At 39.8% G+C, this 20,820-nt stretch carries 18 protein-coding genes and 1 pseudogene; 7 read left to right on the top strand and 12 right to left on the bottom strand.

Annotated elements, in window-relative coordinates:
* Positions 1-81 precede the first annotated feature (81 nt).
* Both QEN48_RS00935 and QEN48_RS00930 read left to right on the top strand, forming a co-directional pair.
* Positions 82-1,944 carry a DNA topoisomerase VI subunit B gene (locus tag QEN48_RS00935; RefSeq protein WP_280108546.1) on the top strand — a complete coding sequence of 621 codons (1,863 nt, stop codon included), beginning with the start codon at positions 82-84 and terminating at the stop codon, positions 1,942-1,944.
* The gene (locus QEN48_RS00930) at positions 1,934-3,061 is read left to right on the top strand and encodes a DNA topoisomerase IV subunit A (protein ID WP_280108545.1); all 1,128 of its coding nucleotides are present in this window, start codon (positions 1,934-1,936) and stop codon (positions 3,059-3,061) included. The genes QEN48_RS00935 and QEN48_RS00930 overlap by 11 nt, the downstream gene beginning before the upstream one ends.
* Before the next feature lie 83 nt (positions 3,062-3,144).
* Here QEN48_RS00930 and QEN48_RS00925 read toward each other — a convergent pair whose 3' ends face one another.
* Positions 3,145-4,374 (bottom strand): GDP-mannose 4,6-dehydratase, encoded by a 1,230-nt coding sequence (locus QEN48_RS00925; protein WP_280108544.1) that lies wholly within the window; start codon positions 4,372-4,374, stop codon positions 3,145-3,147.
* Between the two features lie 352 nt (positions 4,375-4,726).
* On the opposite strand from QEN48_RS00925, the gene QEN48_RS00920 reads away from it, so the two are divergent.
* Positions 4,727-5,806: a DUF373 family protein gene (locus tag QEN48_RS00920; protein WP_280108543.1), complete on the top strand. Its 1,080-nt coding sequence runs from the start codon at positions 4,727-4,729 to the stop codon at positions 5,804-5,806.
* 109 nt (positions 5,807-5,915) lie between these two features.
* Entirely contained in the window at positions 5,916-6,818 is a 903-nt protein-coding gene (locus QEN48_RS00915) for a homoserine kinase (RefSeq protein ID WP_347985140.1), read from the top strand.
* Positions 6,819-7,008: 190 nt separating this feature from the next.
* Here QEN48_RS00915 and QEN48_RS00910 read toward each other — a convergent pair whose 3' ends face one another.
* The 3 genes from QEN48_RS00910 to pyrE form a co-directional block, all read right to left on the bottom strand.
* Positions 7,009-7,998 carry a homoserine dehydrogenase gene (locus QEN48_RS00910; protein ID WP_280108542.1) on the bottom strand — a complete coding sequence of 330 codons (990 nt, stop codon included), beginning with the start codon at positions 7,996-7,998 and terminating at the stop codon, positions 7,009-7,011.
* A gap of 2 nt (positions 7,999-8,000) precedes the next feature.
* A complete protein-coding gene (locus QEN48_RS00905) occupies positions 8,001-8,498 on the bottom strand; it encodes a hypothetical protein (protein WP_280108541.1) in 498 nt (165 codons plus the stop codon).
* 94 nt (positions 8,499-8,592) lie between these two features.
* Positions 8,593-9,111 (bottom strand): orotate phosphoribosyltransferase, encoded by a 519-nt coding sequence (gene pyrE / locus QEN48_RS00900; protein ID WP_280108540.1) that lies wholly within the window; start codon positions 9,109-9,111, stop codon positions 8,593-8,595.
* A 495-nt stretch (positions 9,112-9,606) separates the two neighbouring features.
* Here pyrE and QEN48_RS00895 point away from each other — a divergent pair, with 495 nt between their 5' ends.
* Positions 9,607-9,876, top strand: a complete 270-nt coding sequence (locus tag QEN48_RS00895) for a glutaredoxin domain-containing protein (protein ID WP_280108539.1) — start codon at positions 9,607-9,609, stop codon at positions 9,874-9,876.
* Positions 9,863-12,121 (top strand): anaerobic ribonucleoside-triphosphate reductase, encoded by a 2,259-nt coding sequence (gene nrdD / locus QEN48_RS00890; RefSeq protein WP_280108538.1) that lies wholly within the window; start codon positions 9,863-9,865, stop codon positions 12,119-12,121. The genes QEN48_RS00895 and nrdD overlap by 14 nt, the downstream gene beginning before the upstream one ends.
* Positions 12,122-12,480: 359 nt before the next feature.
* Here nrdD and QEN48_RS00885 read toward each other — a convergent pair whose 3' ends face one another.
* The 4 genes from QEN48_RS00885 to QEN48_RS00870 all read right to left on the bottom strand — a co-directional run bounded on the left by QEN48_RS00885 (position 12,481) and on the right by QEN48_RS00870 (position 15,385).
* The gene (locus QEN48_RS00885) at positions 12,481-13,209 is read right to left on the bottom strand and encodes an ATPase domain-containing protein (protein WP_280108537.1); all 729 of its coding nucleotides are present in this window, start codon (positions 13,207-13,209) and stop codon (positions 12,481-12,483) included.
* 93 nt (positions 13,210-13,302) lie between these two features.
* Entirely contained in the window at positions 13,303-13,755 is a 453-nt protein-coding gene (locus QEN48_RS00880) for a hypothetical protein (protein ID WP_280108536.1), read from the bottom strand.
* A gap of 2 nt (positions 13,756-13,757) precedes the next feature.
* Complete coding sequence (locus QEN48_RS00875) at positions 13,758-14,195, bottom strand: hypothetical protein (RefSeq protein ID WP_347985112.1); 438 nt, start codon at positions 14,193-14,195, stop codon at positions 13,758-13,760.
* Positions 14,195-15,385, bottom strand: a complete 1,191-nt coding sequence (locus QEN48_RS00870; protein WP_280108534.1) for a FlaD/FlaE family flagellar protein — start codon at positions 15,383-15,385, stop codon at positions 14,195-14,197. The genes QEN48_RS00875 and QEN48_RS00870 overlap by 1 nt, the downstream gene beginning before the upstream one ends.
* Before the next feature lie 369 nt (positions 15,386-15,754).
* Between QEN48_RS00870 and QEN48_RS07950 the strand changes: the two are divergent.
* A pseudogene (locus tag QEN48_RS07950) lies at positions 15,755-15,903 on the top strand (flagellin); the annotation flags it as partial.
* An 843-nt stretch (positions 15,904-16,746) separates the two neighbouring features.
* Here the strand turns inward: QEN48_RS07950 and QEN48_RS00860 are convergent.
* From QEN48_RS00860 to glmM, 4 genes are read right to left on the bottom strand one after another with little or no spacing between them, the layout of a single operon-like run.
* On the bottom strand, positions 16,747-17,835 hold the full coding sequence (locus QEN48_RS00860) for a glycosyltransferase family 4 protein (protein ID WP_280108532.1): 1,089 nt from the start codon (positions 17,833-17,835) through the stop codon (positions 16,747-16,749).
* The gene (locus QEN48_RS00855; protein WP_280108531.1) at positions 17,832-18,530 is read right to left on the bottom strand and encodes a glycosyltransferase family 2 protein; all 699 of its coding nucleotides are present in this window, start codon (positions 18,528-18,530) and stop codon (positions 17,832-17,834) included. Before QEN48_RS00855 ends, QEN48_RS00860 begins: the two co-directional genes overlap by 4 nt.
* Before the next feature lie 28 nt (positions 18,531-18,558).
* Positions 18,559-19,473, bottom strand: a complete 915-nt coding sequence (locus tag QEN48_RS00850; protein WP_280108530.1) for an SDR family NAD(P)-dependent oxidoreductase — start codon at positions 19,471-19,473, stop codon at positions 18,559-18,561.
* Positions 19,470-20,813 carry a phosphoglucosamine mutase gene (gene glmM / locus QEN48_RS00845; RefSeq protein WP_280109110.1) on the bottom strand — a complete coding sequence of 448 codons (1,344 nt, stop codon included), beginning with the start codon at positions 20,811-20,813 and terminating at the stop codon, positions 19,470-19,472. Before glmM ends, QEN48_RS00850 begins: the two co-directional genes overlap by 4 nt.
* Positions 20,814-20,820 lie beyond the last annotated feature (7 nt).

Below are 20,820 nucleotides of genomic sequence, written 5' to 3'. Positions count from 1 at the left end.
ACAAAAAACCATGGCTAATAAAATTAATTGAATAATGTTCACTAAATTAAGTTATTTTTTTATAGAATATGAGGTAGATTTATGGAGGACCCTATAGCTGAATCGCTCGCGGAGAGCCAGAGAGAGATAAGTGTAGCGGAGTTTTTCGAACGGAACAGGCAGATGCTTGGGTTTGACTCAAGCGCTCGAAGCCTGATAACATGTGTCAAAGAAGGGGTAGACAATAGTTTGGACGCATGTGAGGAAGCAGGATACCTCCCAGACCTATACATAGAGATACAAGAGAAAGACGATGAATATAAAGTTATAATAGAGGATAATGGCCCGGGAGTAATAAAGAAACAGATACCTAAGATATTTGGAAAACTCCTGTACGGCAGTAGGTTCCATAAATTCGTACAATCAAGAGGTCAACAAGGAATTGGGATATCCGCCGCCGTCCTATACGGACAACTAACAACTGGAAAAAGCGCCCGTATTATCTCCAAGATCTCTCCAGACGACCCAGCCCACCTATACGAAATCAACATTAATACAGATACAAACGAACCCGAAATAACCCGGGATGAAGTTGTAGACTGGACAAGGCCCCACGGCACCCGAATAGAAATCAACCTAACAGGCATGTACGTCAAAGGAAGAAGACAATCCATATACAACTACCTCAAAACCACCGGTATAGCAAACCCACATGCCCGAATAACCTTTGTTGAACCAGATGGTGAAAGAACTGTTTTTGAAAGAGCTGTAAACGAACTTCCAGAAAAACCCAAAGAAATCAAGCCACATCCAGCCGGAATTGAACTCGGAACCCTACTAAAGATGATGCGTAAAACCGAATCAAGACAACTAAACGCATTCCTCAAAAACGAGTTTACCAGAGTAGGTAAAACCACAGCCCAAGAAATCTGCGAAACATCAGGCCTAAAACCAGAAAGCAAAGTAAAAGGAATGGGTAGAAAGGAAGCAAAAAAACTAATCAACGCATTCCAAGAAGTCAACCTAATCTCTCCACCAACCGACTGCCTAAGCCCAATGGGCAAGGACCGCGTCGAAAAAGGCCTAGCAAAAGAATATCCAGAAGCCGAATACATAACCGCAACAACAAGATCAGCAAGCGTCTCCAACGGAAACCCATTCATAGTAGAAGCAGGAATCGCATACGGAATCCAAAAACCAGAAGAAGAAAAAATAGACCTACTAAGACTCGCAAACCGAGTACCCCTACTATACCAAAGAGGCGGCTGCGTAACCACAAAAGCAATCAAAGACATCGATTGGCGAAGATACGAACTAAACCAATCAGGAGGAACAGGAATCCCAAAAGGCCCCGCCGTAATAATGATCCACATAGCAAGCACCAACGTACCATTCACAAGCGAAAGCAAAGACGCAATCGCAAACGTAGACGAAATAAGAAACGAAGTCGAAAGAGCCGTAAGAGAAACCGCCAGAAACCTAAGAAAATACCTAAAACGACAAAAACGAATCTCACAAAGAAAAAGCAAAAGAAACGTAATACAAAAAATCATACCAGACATGGCACAAAAAATCCAAAAAATAACAGACAAACCAACCAAAAACACAGAAGAAGTAATAGCCAAAATAAACAACAACTTCCTCGTAACAACCAACATAACCAAAAACAAAAACCACCACCAAGCAACAATAAACCTAGAAAACCACGACAGAACAAAAAAAGAAATAACACTCACAATACCACTAACCCACAAACTAATCAAAGCACAACCCAAACCAAAAAAAGAGATAGCAGAAGACCACATAACACTCAAATGGAACCGACAACTAACCTCAGGAGAAAAAGACCAAATAAAAATACAAATACAAACCCCAAACAACAAAAAACCCAAAATAAAACCACAAATCACAGGAGTCCCAAAAGAAATACTAACAATAACAAGAGGAAACCAAAATGACCAGTAAACAAAACCAAAACCAAAACCAACAAGACAGCCAACAAGACAGCCAAACCCAACAAGACATAAATCGGATACTGGAAATCGCATACCAATTCCATAAACAATTCGAAAACACAGAAATACCCCAAATCGAGATACCTACAAGAACCAAAAACAACATCGAGTTAGACGAAGAACTGGAGGTCTGGAAATACGGAGATAGAACAAGCACACGGTCAGCAAAAAGCATCCGCGGAGCCTACCGCCTACTAAAAATGCTATACACAATCGATTTCTTCAAAACCCAGCTAGAACAAGAAAGATCATCAACCCTCCGAGAACTCTACTACATAAGCGAAAACTGGAAAAACGCAAAATTCAGAGAACAAAGCGAATCAGACAAACTAATAGAAGACCTCGAAATCGTAACAGACATGAAAAGAGAAGACTTCCACATCAGGCCAGAAGAAGACGGAGCAACAATCATCGGACCCCTCACAATAAAAGAAAAAACCAAAAGAGGAACAAGAAAAATCCACTGCCAATACGACGTCGGCGAAGGAGGATACCAAATACCCAACAACCCCGACAACGTCAAATTCACAGACCACGAAGCAGACTTCGTAATCGCCATAGAAACAGGCGGAATGAGAGACCGACTAATAGAAAACGGATTCGACGAAAAATACAACGCAATCGTAGTACACCTAAAAGGCCAGCCAGCACGCAGCACCAGACGAATAATAAAAAGACTAAACGAAGAACTAAACCTACCAATAACAGTATTCACCGACGCAGACCCATGGAGCTACAGAATATTCTCAAGCGTAGCATACGGCTCCATCAAAAGCGCACACCTATCAGAATACATGGCAACACCAAACGCACAATTCATAGGAGTCTGCCCAACCGACATAGTAGAATACGAACTACCAACAGACAAACTAAACGACCAAGACATAAAAGCCCTACAAAGCGAACTAACCGACCCCAGATTCAACACACCATACTGGAAAAACGAAATAGAACTACAACTCGAACTCGAAAAAAAATCAGAACAACAATCACTCGCCAAATACGGCCTCGACTACGTAACCGAAACATACCTACCAGAAAAACTAAAACAAAACAACATAATCTAAACCCAAACCCAAACTCATCAAAAAAATAGTAGATAAAAAAATAGGTAGGTGGGTTTAAAGAAGGGTATTTACCCTAGATATTTTTATTTTCTTCTATTTTGATCAAGATAGTAGTTTAGTTGATCTTTTATTATGTCTTTAACTTCGTATTCTGATTTAAATCCTATTTTTTCTATTTTTGTTGTATCGGAAAGTAGGATTGGTACTTCAGCAGGCCTAAAACGATCTTTTTTGAAGTTTATTTCGATGTTGTCCGTATCTGTTTTTACTTTAATCCCTTGATCTTCTAATTTAAACCTTAATTTATTTTTTAGCAGGAGGTTGTCTACTTTTGTTTTCTTAAATTTAGAGCCATAGGTTGTGTCTTTATTAAATTTGGTTGGGTTTTCAATCTCCTTGTTGTTTTTATTTGTTTCAATTTTTTCTATGTTGTAACCTATCTTTTCAAGGCTTAATAGTATGTAGCTTAATACTGATGTAATTCTGTTTGAGCCTTGGTTATAGACATCTCCCTTACGTCCTTTTTTAGATATTAAACAGTATCCTTTGACTATATCTTTCACATGACTCCAGTCTCTGAAGGCATTTACATTTCCAATGTCTATTTTATTTTTTTCCCCATATTTAAGCTTCATAACCTGCCTTGTAACTACAGATGTGACGAAGTCTTCTCCTCTTCTAGCACCTTCATGGTTAAACGCTCTAGAAACTTTAGTGTCTAAGCCATATGAGTCAAAATAGTTCCTCGTCATATGGTCTCCAAAAACCTTGGTTACACCGTAAGGCGACATAGGCCGTAGTGGATTTGTCTCCTTTATAGGTAGTTCAGGGATCCTTCTGGGCTCTGGAAAAATATGGCCTCTATTTTCTAAAACATCCTCATATTGTTCTTCTGAGGCAATAACCAAGCCATATTCCTCACTACTACCGGCAAAAACAAATGAAGGATCATAGCCTGAAGATCTAACAGCTTCCAATAAATTCACAACCCCCATTGTATTTACATTACTTGTCTCCAAAGGGTTCGTAAAAGAGTAAGGAACAAAAGACTGAGCTGCTAAATGAAAAATATGATCAGGCTCTGACAAATCAATCGCATTGGCTAAACTAGATATGTCAGTTAAATCACCATAAACCGTATTTATACGGTCCTTCAAATTCAATTCTTCCAGATTTTTAGGATCCTTACCATCAGCTCTCTTCCTCATTAACCCATAAACATCTCCACCCTGATCAAGAATATACTCCGCAAGATAAGGACCAACAAAACCAGAAACCCCAGTGATTAATACACTTTCTCCTTTAAAATCCATTTTAATCACGCTATAAATCCTCTTTTTATCACTTAATTTTTATTCCATACTAAACTCAACCTAAACAGATAAAACAATAAAACATAATGAATAAATCTAATAAAAATAAATTCTTTATAATTAAAGTAAAATAAAATCAAATTATAATTTAAACACATCAAGATAAAGAGGAAGGCGATATAGTTCTTTTAGATTTCTAATCGATATTTTTATTGCTTTTGATGCACTATTTTTTCAATACATTAAAAAATGTCGAGATGGTTAGGCCGGTTTGTATGTTCGTTTGTGGTTAAGCGTATAGGTTTTTAATTAAATTGAGTTAGACTTAAAAAAAGCTGTATTGTATGATTCAATGACGACTCTTGTTCTTTGTATTGATCGGGATGATGATATTGGTTTGAAGGCGGGGATAGATGGACCTATTGTAGGTGATAGAGCCAATTTAGAAGCTGCTCAGAAACTTGCAGTCAATGACCCCGAAGACTCGGATATCAACTCGGTGTATGCAGGTATAAAGATAGCTCGAGACCTAGAACCTGAAGAGGAAGTTGTTTTAGCAACAGTAACAGGGTCACAAAACCTCGGGCTCGAGTCAGACAACGAAATTGCCCGACAACTTGATGAAATATTAGAAAACCATGATATAGATAAAGCAATTGTAGTAACAGATGGAGCAGAAGACGAAAACGTAATGCCCATCGTTGAATCAAGGGTTAAAGTAAACTCAGTAAAACGAGTCGTAGTAAAACAAAGCCAGAACCTGGAAACAACCTACTACATCATGAAGAGATTCATGGAAGACCCCAAATTCATGCGAACATTCTTCATACCAATAGGCCTCGCCCTAGTCGCATACGCAATCTTCACATTTCTCGGCCACGGCGAACTCGCCGTCAGCGGTATATTCATAGTAATCGGAATGTACATGATATTCAAAGCCGTAGGCGGAGAAGAATACATATTCAAAGCCGTATACGAACTAAAAGAATCACTAGTCAGCGGAAACATATCATTCGTAACCTACACAGCCTCATTCATACTACTAGTAATAGCCGCAATGCAAGCATACTTAACATGGCTAGAGATAGGAGAAGCAGCCAACCTAATAATGACAGCACACATACTAACCTCAAGCATATGGTGGATCGTCGGAGCAGCCATAATGGGCCTACTCGGAAAAATATCCGACAGCTACATCAAAAAATCTAAACACATATGGAGATACACAGCACTACCATTCCTAGTAATGGCAACAGGCCTAATAGTATGGGGCGGAAGCAAATACGTACTAAACATATCAGAAGGAGCAACAGCAACCGCATACCAAGTACTAGTATTCTCAATAATCGGAGGCCTAACAATAGCATTCCTAGGAATAATGGCAGTCAAATACGCCAAAAAAATAAAACAATCATTCCAAATAGAAACATAAACAAACCCAACCCTCAAAAAAGGTCCTTAAGGCCGGATTGTAGATAAACAAACTCCACACAACAAACCCTAAAATAGATATTTTTTTTAATTAATATGGAGGTTTTTCTATAAACAGCATCACCGTTAGAACTCCAGCAACCATCGCAAATGTAGGTCCTGGATACGACGTATTCGGATTAGCCCTCAAAAAACCATACGACACCATCACCATAACCAAAGCCAAAAAAACCAAAATAACAATCAAAGGCATCGGAAAAGATGACATACCCGTCGACCCAGAGTTAAACACAGCCGGCGTCGTCGCCAAAGAAATGATAAACCAACCACTCCACATAAAACTAAATAAGGGAATACCTTCGGGAAGTGGTTTAGGCAGTAGTGCCGCAAGCGCAGCAGGAACCGTCTACGCAATCAACAAACTATTCAACCTCAAACACCCAACCAAAAAACTAATCAAACAAGCAGCCCGTGGAGAAGAAGTAGCCGCAGGAGAAACACACTCCGACAACGTAGCCCCCGCAATAACAGGCGGATTCACCATAATAAAACCAAACAAAAACAAAAAAGAAAACAAAATACATACAACCACACCAAAACCATTCAAAATAGTTGTAGTAACACCAGAACACACAACAATGACAAGAGAAGCAAGAAAAACAATACCATCCAAAATCACCCTAAACCAAGCAAAACAAAACATCTACAGCGCCTCCCTAATAACCCAAGGAATAATACAAGGAGACATCAAAAAAATCGGCGAAGGAATGCAAGACACAATAGCCGAACCCATCAGAGCCCAAAAAATACCCGGCTACAAACAAGCAAAACAAAAAGCCCTACAAAAAGGAGCCTACGGAGTCACAATAAGCGGATCAGGCCCAACAACAATCGCAGTAGGACCCAACCCCAAAAAAATAGGAAAAACAATCCAAAAAACCTACAAAAAACACAACATCAACTCCAAACTAACAATCACCCAACCAGGACAAGGAACAACCCAAACAAAATAAAACCACAACCACCAAACCCAAAAAAACAAAAAAACCTACACCTTGGTTTAAATTCAAATCAAAACTATAATTTCATTCCCTCAGCTCTATAGACCCCAATTACCTGAAAAAATTGTAGGGGAATTGTTTTGTTTGAATTTTGTGAGTGTTTGTGGTGTTGGGTTGGTTGTTTAAGGAAGGGTTGTGGTTGTTAGTTTTTGTGGTTTCTCCAGATTGATACTAGGTCGCTGAGTATTGAGCTGGCTGTTTCTTTTCCGCCTGCTCCTTTTCCTGTTACTGTTATTTCTCCTGCTAGGTCTGCTTTTACGGATGCTACGTTTAGTGTTCCGCCTACTGCTATTGGGTGGTCTTTTGATACCATTTTTGGTGCTACCATTAGTTTTTGGTTTTGTATTTCTCCGATGAGTTTGATTTGTTTGTTGTCTTTTTTGGCTAGTTCTAGTGCTTCTGGTGTTATTCCTGTGATTCCTTCGAGGTCTACGTCGTCGTAGGTTTTGTTTAATCCCATTACTGAGTTTGCGATTATAACTACTTTTAGTGCTGTGTCGATTCCTTCTACGTCGTAGGTTGGGTCGGCTTCTGCTATTCCTAGGTCTTGTGCTTCTGATAATACGTGGTTGTATGGTAGTCCTTCAGCTGTCATTCTTGTGAGTATGTAGTTGCATGTTCCATTTAGGATGCCCCGTATTCCTTTGATTTTGTTTCCGGCTAAGACTTCGTTTGCTAGATTGATTATTGGCATGGCGCCGCCTACACAGGCTTCAAACTTTAAGACTGCGTTGTTTTCTTCGGCGGTATCCATTAACTCTCTCCATTTTAATGCTAAAGGCCCTTTGTTGGATGTTACGACATCTTTACCGCTCTCTAGTGCGTTCATTATGTTTGTTAGTCCTGGTTCTCCATCTTCTATGTTTGTTGGAGTACACTCCACCAATACATCGTAATCCACATCGAGGCCCTCACTCCAATCTCCATGAATAACACTACCCTGGTTTTCTTTTACTTGAATTGCTTTTTTTAGGTCTATTCCCTCTGGATTGTTTACAGTTCCTTTGGAGTCGGCGATTGCCACCACGTTTGGCTCGTAATTGAAGTCTTCTTTAAGTTTTTCTTTTCTATTTAGTAGTATGTGGCCTAGTTGTTGGCCTACAGTTCCGAAACCGATTAAAGCGATCTTCATGTTTAGACTTCCATCTCTCTTATTAATTTAAGGTCTTTTTCTTCTGCAATCTCTTCGATTATGTTGATTGTTTTTTCAGCTTTCTCTCCATCCATGGTTTTGATGAGCAGTCGGGCACTTGACTCCTCACCGATACCAGGCATCGATAGAGATAGGTCGATGACTTCAGCATAACCTGTCGCATCTATCCGATCTATCGTGTCTCGAATACCCGTGTGCACTACATGACCAATTAAAACAACTGAAAAAGATATTCCAAGACGCTCCTCACCCATCTGCACAATCTGAATATCACGTTCTTCAAGTTCACTGATAATCCTATCCAACCGATCCTTACCAACCTCAACCTTCAATTCAACAGGAACAGTACCCCGCGGAGTCTTCTTCTCCCTGTGATGAACCACACTAACTATATTAGCACCATAACTACTGAAAGGCTCCAACGCATCCACAAGCTGACCAGGAATATCCTTAAGCTCAAGATCAAATGTCGTAATCATACTAAATACCTCAAAAAACCAAAAAACCTTAATCAATATATCTTTACTGAACCTAAAACACTAACTAACTTATTCCCCCAACACTGAAAACTGGTTATTCATCTATAAGTTGTGAAACAGAAATCAATGCCTCCAACTCAACACCATGTTCCCTTAAATTCTCTATAGCTCCGGATTCTCTATCAACAACAGTAATAGCTTTATCAACAGTTAAACCTACGTTTCGAAGGGTTTCAACGCCACTTAAAACCGAGTTACCGGAAGTAGTAACATCCTCAATTATAACAACACTCTCTCCCTCTAGATAACTACCTTCGATTCGGTCATCGGTCCCATACCCTTTTTCTTGTTTACGAATCATCAAGTAGGGAACACCCGACTCAAGAGAAGTAGCAGTAACCAAGGGAATGCCACCCAAAGCGATTCCAGCCAACCGATCAACACCACCTACATAACCTGATATCTCCTTACCAACTTCTTTAAGGAAGTCAGGTTCGGTGCTAACCGCCTTTATATCAATATAATAACTACTCTCTTCACCGGAAGAGAGAGTGAACTCACCATACTTAACTCCGCCAAAATCATTTAATAGTTTTATCAACTTTTTGACCACTTTCTTCAACCCCTTTTTCAGGAGCACAATTGGTGCAAACACCCATAAAGAACCTAAAATGATTAGAACAAACAATCTCCCCACAAACTAAACACTCTCTAGCATCACTAGACTCCCTACTACAAATTGAACAACTATCATATCCCATCTAAAAATCCCTCCAACCAATATACTCCTTAACAAAAGTATAATTTACCACCCAAAACTAGAAACCAAACCCAAAAAACACTTTCACCCAACCCACCTTAACACAACAACTACAATGCCACCCAAAACTAGAAACCCCAAACACAACAAATACAACAAACCCCCCCGGAACATAGGGATGGGAGGCATTCGTCCACAGGGAATGAATAAATAGGTTTATAGAAGAAGGGATGGAAACAAGTTTGTTGGATAAAATCTAAACAATATATAGAGTTCCGTCATAACTCGTGGATTGATTATGGTTTTTTATATCTCCATCAAACCTACTGGATGTCTGAAGTGATATTTATGGATTATAGGATTTTTACAACAGAAAACTGCAGTAAGTGTGAAAGGTTGAAACAATATTTTCTGGAAAACGACATCGATTTTGAAGAAGTTGACATGGCCTCTCCTGAATCAAGGAGCGAGTTAGCTATGAACGAGGTCTTCACACTATCCGCCCCCGTACTGAATATTGAAGATAGTTATTATACAATATCTGATTTGTTTATGGATTCGAAATTGAATAAAGAATTATTGAGTGATCTGGAGGAAGAGACCGATGAGTCAGGATGATGAATATACACAACTTAACATACGGGGAGAGCCGGTGGAAGGCCTGCCCGAGGTCCGAACCACAGACGGCTACCTACTACCTTGGGACCGACAAAAAATAGTAGACCAACTCACAAGAGAAACAGAGTTAGCAGAGTTTGTTTTCAACACACCCCCAATATCAAGGGAACTAGCACAGGAAGTAGCCCGGGAAGCAGAAAAACGGATACGGAAACTAGAGGTAGACCAACTATCAGGCCCCCTAATAAGAGAGATAGTAAACACAATCCTATTGGAACATGGCCAACAAGACGGTAGCTCCGGCCAGGTCTACCGAAACATATCCACTAGGGTAGGTACACCCGTATACGATGCATTCCAGATGGATGTTGGCGGTGGATTCGAAAGCAATGAAAACGCCAACTTAATCGGCAACCCAGAAACATCACACAAAAAGAAGGCCGACAAAATCTCCAAAGAACAATACCTATTAACAATGCCAACCCACCTAGCAGACGCCCACCTCCGAGGAGACCTCCACATACACGACCTCGAATACTTCGCATCACGACCCTTCTGCATGGATTGGGACCTCCGATACTTCCTATACTACGGATTAATGCCAGACGGCAGCGGCCGTAAATCAAGCGTCGCAGGCCCAGCACACAAACCAGAAGTAGCCGTACTACACGCAGTAAAAGCCCTTGGTTCAGCCCAAACCAATTGGGCCGGTGGCCAAGGATTCTACAACTTCCTAACCTTCCTCGCACCCTACCTAGATGGCATGTCATATCAAGAAATCGAACAACTAATGCAGATGTTCGTATACGAAATGACCCAGATGATGGTTGCCAGAGGAGGACAACTGGTCTTCAGCAGCGTCCAACTAACACCAGGTGTCCCAGAGATCTGGAGAGACAAACCAATCGTGAAAGGGGGTCAAGTAGGTCCAGACACCTACGGCAGTTATGAACGTGAAGTGCAACAAGCCTTCAAAGCCCTTATGAACGTAATGATAGGGGGAGATTATTGGGGCAAACCCTTCAACTTCCCAAAACCAGAAATCAACATAAAACCCGAGTTCCTAACACCAGAATACGACGAACAATGGGAACTCGCATACGAACTAACCAGCAAATACGGAACACCCTACTTCGACAATGAAATACCAGAATATCGAGGTAAAGACGGCGGCATATCCTGCTACCAATGCTGCGCATACCAATTCAGCGCCAACGAAGACACAGACGACAACTATCAAGACAAACTCTACTTCGAAAACGGAAAACACTTCACAATGGGCGGATGGCAAGTAATAACACTAAACTGCCCAAGAGCCGCCTACAAAGCAGAAGGAGACGACGACAAACTATTCCGAGAACTCAAAAACCAGATGGACACAGCCGTCGAAATATTCAAAACCAAAAAACAATGGATGGACCTAATGCGCAAAAACAACCGCCTACCATTCGCAACACAACAACCAAAAGACCCCAACACAGGAAGAAAAGGAACCACAGCAGCGAACCTAGACCAACTCGTATGGACAATAGGAGTACTAGGAATAAACGACATGGTCCATTACCACACAGGCCAACAAATGCACCAATCAAAAGACAGCCAAGCACTCGCCCTAAGAACAATGGCCGAAATGGAAGCATACGCCAGACAACTAGAAAAACAACACCAAATGGACATAGCACTCGCAAGAACACCAGCAGAAAGCACAGTACAAAGATTCGCAGTATCAGACCTCATGAACCACAAATACAAAAACAAAGCCAAAAAAGTCATCCGAGGAGACATACAAAAAGCCCAAAACAAACTAAGAGGCTCAAGAGACGTACCAGTATACTACACAAACGGAACACACGTACCAGTAGACGCAGACATATCACTAGGCCAAAGAATAAACATAGAACACAAATTCTTCCCAATCGTAGACGGCGGAAACATAATGCACATATGGCTCGGAGAAACACAACCAGACACAGACGGCCTCAGAAAATTCACAGAAAACATAGCCAAAAACACACAAACCGGATACTTCAGCTACACAAAAGACATGACAGTCTGCAACCAAGACTTCCACGTAGAAAGCGGACTCAAAAACCAATGCACAAACTGCGGCTCCAACGACATAGACCACATATCAAGAGTAACAGGATACCTACAAGCCGTAAGCGGATGGAACGAAGCCAAAAAACAAGAACTAAAAGACAGAAAAAGACACAAAATCAAACAAAAACCAACACAACAACCCTAAACCCAAAAAACCCCCATATCTCCCCTCTTATCCTTTTTTATTCTATTTTATTCTTTTTTTTAAATTCTTTTCTAAAAAAACCACCCCTCCCTCAATAATAAAACATAACCAAAAAACCTCTCAAGAAAACAAAAACCGTTTTAATCAAATAAAAACAACAAAAACCTAATACTTTATCTTAGTTGATCTAGAAAACACACCTTTTTCTAACCACCATAAACAAATAAGCTATAGCCGCACTTCAAATCAGATAAAAAAATCTAGGTTCTTTAAAAACAAGAGACCTCTTTAACTGGTAACTCTAAAAATAATGAGTTGATGAAAATAGGTATGGGGAGAGAGGAGGGGATATAGAGGGTTTAGGTGACGCTTCTGGATTCTACTACGACTCCGATCTCTGGTCGGACGCTGAATCCGATTCTGTCTCCTACTTGTTGACCCATTCCTGAAAACCTGTTTACGTGTATTGTTCGGCTTATGTCGTTTCCTATTTCTTCCATGTTTATTTTTAGGTGTACGTCGGTTATTGCTCGAAATGGTGAGAGTACTTCATCGTTTAGGGTTGTGGGGTCTATTGTGAGTATTATTGTTTTTCCGGCGGATGCTAGGTCACGGAAGAAAGAGATTATTTCTAGTGCTCCTTGTCTTTCATCGCTCTCTCTAACAAGGTGGTCAAATTTTTTATCGTTTCTTAGGATTGCGTCAAAGGTATCAACTATTATGACGTCAGCTTTCCACATCAATTCTGCATCCATAATTTTGCTCAAAGGCTTTCCACCACCTTCCTGCCGCTGCTCCATATAGGCATGTAGGAATAAGAGATTCTCATTTAACAAATGTTTTTCAACATTATAGTTAAGCGAATCCATCTGATCTATAAAACTGGATGCTCGTAACTCACTTGATAAGTATGTTACTCGGTATCCTTCCTCACAAAAACCATATGCAAACCTTTGAGAAAGAACACTTTTACCTCCACCATACTCCGCCTCAATCGCCATAATCGAGCCCTTCGGTATCCCACCACCAATCTTCTCCTTAAGACGATCCCTATCCTCAAGACCAAGAGAATAAATCTTATCAGCCATCAAAAACCACTCCAACAAACTTAATTATCATATAAAACAACAAACAACATCTCCACTTAATTTACAATTTATTTTATTTTATTTTGTTTTGTTTTAGGTCAAGCGACCTGTTATTTCATCTTGTAATGACTCTACATATACTAAGATACGTACGTCATCACCTGAACTGAATTCATCGGAATCAATGTTTACATCGAGTTGGGCAGTGTTACCGGGTCTCCATACATCTGAACCAATGATATCTACATCTACATTTGTATAGTGAGCACCATCTATTAAGATGTTAATGTATTCTGGGTTGTCGGGTAGGTTTGAAGCTCCTGTGTTTTTAACGTAGATCTCTAGTGTGTTATCGTTGTTTGGTATCATGGTTGGGTCGTTGATTATTGTTATGTCTCCACGTATCTGTTCATCTAGGTTTGTTGCGGATTCTCGGAATGAATCGGTTGCGAAATATACCTCCGTCGTTATTACCCCTGCAACCGATGCAGCGATTAATATGGCGGCAATGAAGATAATGAGTTCACTGCCAGAGGCCCCTGCCAAACTCACCACTCCCTACAGATATCTTTAATCCCGTTATCAACTACCAAAACAACTTGATCAGGCTCTTCACCAACACTAACATTCACGTACAACGTATCACCAGGTAACCAAACACCACTATCCATTGATCCAACTACATAGAGTTCATTGATTTGGTTATCGGCTATATAACCATCCAGTATTATTGAAACACCATCCACATCATGCCCTGTATTCCCTTCATTAACAGCCTCAAACTCCAATACACCATCTGTATATTGTATTGTTTGACACTGTATTTCTATGTCTGTTTGTTGTTTATCTACTTGCATATCGGTCCGCAGGTTTTCTCCCTCTATCAAGGTGTCTTGGGAGTGATCCCAAGCTCCATATATCATTCCTGCCGACATTACCAGTCCTATAAATATTATTATAGTAGATGCGGATACGCTGAAGCCCATTAGATTTCAAGATTGTATTTAAGTATGTCGTCTATCTCCTTCTTAAGTTTATCAACATTTTTCTCTGAAAGAGCGTCTTCATCATCCCGTAACTTACTTATAAAAATCAAAGACCTAGTATGGTCCTCAACAGTCATACCGCCCTCACTCTTCATAAACTCCTCCTCATCGGCCGAATAGGAAGAGTTGCCTGTACCGGACTTACGGGCCTTAACACCATACTCAAAAATCGGTTGAGTTGAAATACTCTCCTCAAACCGCTCAACATAATCCCTGACCTCAGGAGAAATCCACTTCAAATCAACATATACATCCAAGATCTGTCTGAACTCCGTAGTATCAACCATCGTCAACAAGAAGTTCGTCCAGTTCATCAACACAATATCAGAATAATAATCCCTCTTAATCTCCTCTAAATAATACTCCCGCTCACCACTATCACCGTTATCAGAAACTTCAGCATCCATATCGTCATCACCGTTAGCCACTTTCTCTAACTTACTGTTAACCATCTCTATACGTGTCTCAAGTTGTTTAAGCTTCTCTTCCGAAATATCCATCTCCTCCACTAAATCTTGATCTTCATCAAAACCAGGTTCATCAAAACCAACATCCTCTTCAAGGTCATCAGAAGTTGAATCCTCTTCAAGGTCATCAGGAGTTATAACCTGCCGACCCTCACCCTCATCTGAAAACTCATCCTCACTGGATTCCTCAAAATCAACATCCTCATCTTCATCTAGAAAACTATCATCAAAATCTTCTTCCTGTTGGCCACCGCCTTCAAATACACCGAAATCATCCGCGTTCTCGAGATCACGGTTACTCAAATCTTCACCATCACCTACAAACGGATTTATATCTTTGGTAACCATCTCATAAACATCAAGCAATTTCTTAACATTTTCCTCAACCTCATCTACTCGATTCCCAATAGACTCAATATCATCCTTCGTCACTGAAATCGTTGAGGAAAGACTACCAACCTCCGTCTCCAAAGACTCAATACTACCCTGAATATCCGACAACTGAGAACTCTCATCCTCCTCAAAATCATCAAAATCATCAGACTCCTCATCAAAGTCATCAAAACCCTCATCCTCAAAGAGCTCCTCATCCTCCTCAATCGAGTCACCCTCATCTTCATCAGAACCCCTACCTAACAACATCTTCAATGGATTAAAATTCATAATAAACATCCCAAACAAACTAATTCCTTAATAATACCAATCAATACAGTTTAATCAAACTCATATATAAAGCTTTTTTCAACAAAAAACAAAACAAAAATGAATCAAACACCAAACAAACAAAAACATCCCGCTATCTACAACTCCATCTAAACCTCATTCCACAAAATAAATAAAAAACCAGTCCAGACAAATTAAGAATAAAGATAACTCTAAAATAAAACAAAAACCTTTTTATCAACTTTAAAAAATTTAAAAACCATAAAAACCAATTCAGATTTATATAAATTTTTTTTTATTTTAGATAAACGCTGAACGGATTTATATACTGAAATAAACTCTTTCTAGGCTAAAGAAGGTCAGGTCTGAATCGATACCCTGATCGTCTTCATAGCCATGGTCTTGGTTTTCAAGCTTTAGTTGCTGCAGTACTAATAAACACAGCCGCATACCTACAAGAACAAGCAACCAGAACGGGAGAAGAATCGAACACCGCAGTATCAGACCGACTAGACATCTCCACAGTAATGAGGTGACGTAGTCACAGATGTAAAAAAGATCGAAATACTAAAAGAAAAAGATGACGCTGAAGGTTATATAAATAACTTAAAACTAGGTGATTTATAAGTTGAAAGTGCAGATAAGGAGGTAAAAAATGATGGAGTAACACTAGACACCACCCTCAAAAATACTGAATCAAATGATGTTAAGGTTGAAACTTTTGAAATGCGAACTACTGAATTAACATTAGGTATTGATAGTGAAGATGGAACTTTAGTTGTAAGCCTCAGCTTTGAAAGAGACGAATACGACCTAAAAGACGGAGATAAAATCTAAATAGCACTTGAAGAAGAGTAGAGTGTAGAAGATTCTACTGTGGTTATAAATGTTGAGTTAGAGGAATAGGATATTGGTTATATTGGTGAGCTAACGATGAATGTTGATTTGAAGCCTGGTAGCGATAATCTTGACCTAACCGCATTGACAGTCGATTATTAAGATGGTTCAGTAGCTACAACACTGGTAGCACCAGATGAAACAGATACAAAACCAACAGCAGATGAATTCGCAGTTGAAGTAATACAAGAAACTGAAGACTCAGTAAGTGACGACCTTGTTAAAACATCATTAATAGACAGAACAGAACTAATAGTAGATACACAAACCATCAACGGTGACTTAGGACTAGAAACAGGAGAATCATTCAACATAGCCCTTTATCCAGGACAAGGATTCAACCACATACACAACAGTATTCGTACCAAGCACACTCAGTTGAATGTCGGTAGTTACACTTTAAATAAATATAACAGTTTAGGTCTTTTAAGACCTATTTTTTTAAAAAAAAATATTTATGTATGTTATTTATCTTGGATTTTTTTATAGGTTTTTTCTGTTTTTTTTGTTATTCTTTTCCAATCGTATTTTTTGGCTTGTTGTTTGATTTTTTCTTCATTTATTTTTCGATTAGCTAAAACATTTTGTATTGTTTTTCTAAGTGACTCCGGATTAAGATTTGTTTTAGTTCCTGTTTTTGGTGTTATTAGGTGTTTTGCTGCGTTGTTTGGTTGGTTTACTGTTATTGTTGGGGTTCCACAGGCCATGGCTTCTATGACTGTTATGCCGAATCCTTCTCTGGATGATGGGAGTACGTGGGTTTTTGCTGTTTTTAGTAGGCCTATTAATTGGTTGTATTCTAGGTTTTCATGAAATTTAATTTGGGCATTGGTTTTTTGGGCTTGTTTTTGTAGTTTTTGTTTTTGAGGGCCGGTGCCTATTATTCCTAGTTTGATGTCGGTGTTGTCTACTGCTTTTATTAGTTTGTCGATGTTTTTGTGTTTTATTAGTCTGCCGATGTATAGGGCGTCGTATTGTTTTTGGCTTGGTTTGATTTGTTCTATTTCTTTGATGTCTATTCCCGGTGGTATGACTGTGCTTTTGTGTCCGAGTTTTTTTAGTTTGTTTTGTGTTGTTTTTGATATTGATATATGATGGTCTGTTGTGTGGGCTGTTGTTCGTTCTATTATTTTTCCTATTTGGCTTCCGTATTTTAGGTATTCGTTCCAGTATTCGCCCCAGACTTCGAGCCAGGTTATTATCATCTGTGTTTTTTTACCTCGTGTTTTGAGGTAGATTGGTAGCGCTGGTAGGTAAGGGAATTGGTTTACATCAATTATGTCATAGTTGTTTTTGATTTTGATTGTGTGAAGTGTGTAGTGTATTGCTTCTTTTATTGATCTTCGGTTGTTTGTGTAGAGTGGTTTGGGTTTGCAGATTCCATGGAGTGTTACCTCGTTTTTTGTGATGGTTTTGGGGCCGTCCCACCATTTCATTGTGTATATATGTATGTCGTGGTTTTTTGTTAGTCGGCGGGCTATCTCCCAGATCCTTTTTTGCGCGCCTCCTATTACCCATGGGTACATTACGTCTGTTATGTATGCGATCTTCATTTTCCTTTGTTTTTGGTTTTGGTTTTTTTGAGTCGTTTTTTTGGTATGAATAGTAGGTTTTTGAGTCCGTCTTTCCAACTGCTTATTACGACTTCTCCAACTCTTTCTCGGTATTTGATTGGTATTTCGATGGTTTTAATGTCTGGGTGTGTTGTGGTTTCTATTTTTATTTCTTCTGAGAGTGGCATTCCATCGCTTGTTAACTCTATTTTGTCTAGTATTTCTTTTTTGAATATCCACATTCCGGATTGTGAGTCTTTTAGGTTTATATTGAAAAATAGGTTTGTGGTGTTTGTTAGGACCCAGTTTCCAAACCGGTGTTTGCGGGACATCGCGTCTTCCCCTATCTCTCCAAATCGATTGGTGGTTAAAAAATCAACATCTGATTCTAAGAAGGTTTTTAGGTGTTGGAGTGTGTTTTCTGCTGGGTATGAGTCGTCTCCATCCATTGTTATTATTATGTCTCCGGTTGCCTGTTGGAAGCCGGTTTTGTATGCCCGGCCATACCCATTGCGTTCTTCAATTATGATTTTTGCTCCTAGTTTTTTGGCGTTTTGTTGGGTTTTGTCGGTGCTGCCTCCATCAACTACGAGGAATTCGACGTTGTATTCTTTTTTGAGGTCTGTTAGTTTCTGGAGGGTTGTTTTGATTCCTTTTTCTTCGTTTAATGTTGGTATGATAACGCTGATTTTCATGAAAAAAATCTCCTAAAAAAAGCTAGGGTTAGGGGTGGTTTTTTTGTTTTTTCCACCATCTGTATGTTTTTTCTAATCCTTTTGTTGGTGTTGTCTGTGGTTTCCAGTTTATCTGTCTGAGTTTTGTTGTGTCGGCTTGTGTTTTTTCTACGTCGCCTTTCCAGCTTTTACCGCCGGTGTATGTGTATTCTGGATTTATGTCCATTATTTGTGTTATTTTTTTGGCTATTTGGTTGACTGTTAGTGTTTGGCCGGTTCCGACGTTGTAGGTTTGGCCTGGTTTTCCTTTTTTCCAGATTTTGGTGAAGGCGTTTATTGCGTCGTCTATGTAGATGTAGTCTTTTTCTTGTTTTCCTGTTCCGAGGATTTTTAGTTTGTTTGGGTTTTTGTTTAGTTTGTTGAAGAAGTCCCACATTACTCCTTTTTTGTTGTGGGGGCCGTATACGTTGAATAGTCTTAGTGTTTTTACGTTTATGTTGTGTGTGTTGTGTAGTGCTTGGCAGTACATTTCGGCGGATGCTTTTGATGCTCCGTATGGGGAGATGGGTTTTAGTGGTTCGGTCTCGGGTGTTGGTGTTTTGTTGGGTTTTCCGTAGACGGTTGATGTGCTGGCGTTTATTACCTCTATGTTGTGTTTACTGGCGGTTTTGAGTATGTTGAGTGTTCCTGTTGTGTTCGTTTGGAAGTCTTTATCGATGTCTTCTGTTGATTTGGGTACTGAGCTCTGTGCCGCTAAATGAAATATTGTGTCACAACCTTTGACTGCTTTTTCGATGTCTTTTGGGTTTTTTATGTCTCCTTCTATTTCTTTGAGTCCTTTTAGCTCTAGTTTTTTGCTGGCGCTATAGTTATCAAGTCCACGTACGGTGTGGCCGTTGTTGATTAGTTTTTTGGTTAGGTGTTTTCCTATGAATCCTGCATGTCCTGTTATCAATACTTTCATTTATTTGCCTCTTTGATGGTTTTTAGGCCTTTTTTGGATAGTTTTTTGGCTTTTTGTTTTGTTTTTGCTTCTGTGAAGACTCTTATTACGGGTTCTGTACCGCTTGGCCGTATTAGGAGCCATCCATCGCTATAGAATATTTTGATGCCGTCGATGGTGGTTTGTTCGGTTCCTTCTTCTTGGAGTTTTTGTTTTGTTTTTTGCATGACTCTGTTTTTGTTTTTGACTTTGATTTTGGTCTTGATGTTTTGGTAGTTTGGTAGTTCTTTGTCTAGTTTGGAGAGTGGTTTTTGTTTTTTAGCTATTAATTCGATTATTTTGATTGTTGTTAATGCTCCGTCTCGACAGTACTGGAACTCTGGGTGTATTACGCCTCCGTTTTCTTCTCCTCCTCCAACGCATTTATCTCCGAGCTCCATCATTTTACGTGCAACGGCTGTACTACCCACCTCAGTCCAAACGATCTCTCCACCAACCTCTTTAACTGTCTCACTAACTTTATATCCAGAGCTAACCGGAGTAACAACCATATCTCCCTTGTTGGTTTTTAACATTTCTTTTAGTTGTAGGGCGAGTGTGACATCTCCCAACAAAGCCTTTCCTTCTTCTGTTACGAATGTGGCTCGATCTGCGTCACCATCATGCGCCACACCCAGGTCAGCCCCAACGGCTTCTACTGTTTTGGATAGGTCTTGTATGTTTTCAGGTATTGGTTCGGGGTCGCGGCCTGGGAAGGTCCCGTCCGGATGTCCATTCAATGTAATGACATTGCAACCAATTTTACGTAGTAGGTAGGGGGTGACGTTGCAGCCGGCACCATTACCAGGGTCGACAACAACCTTCGGACCCCATTCCCGAATAATGTCGGTATCCACCAACCGGGTTAGGTCGTTTATATATTTCTTTTTCGGTTCATGGGTTTGGTAGTTGCCTGGTTTGTCCCAATCGCTATATCGATAGTCTTTTTGGTTATAGATTTCTTCGAGCTTATCCAGTTCATCACTCGAGTACTCCACTCCCTCATGGTCGATTAGTTTTAAGCCGTTGTATTGGGGTGGGTTGTGGCTGGCAGTGATTATTATTCCAGAACTTGCTTGACTATTTTTTGTGTAGTATTGTTGGCATGGTGATGGAACAACTCCAAGGTCTATAACATCTGAACCAGTGGATTGTATTCCGGATACAACCGCTCTACGCAACATATCTCCTGAAACCCGTGTGTCACGGCCAACCGTTATTGAGCCCTTAACATAAGAACTGAGTGACCTAGCTATTTCAATCGCAAACTCAGGCGTTATCTCATCGTTCGCTATACCTCTAACTCCATTTGTACCAAAAATCTCTGGA

The organism is Methanonatronarchaeum sp. AMET-Sl (assembly GCF_029854155.1).
Classification (GTDB): Archaea; Halobacteriota; Methanonatronarchaeia; order Methanonatronarchaeales; family Methanonatronarchaeaceae; genus Methanonatronarchaeum.
Note: the sequence above shows the minus strand (reverse complement) of the source record. Positions and strands in the feature narration are given on the sequence as shown.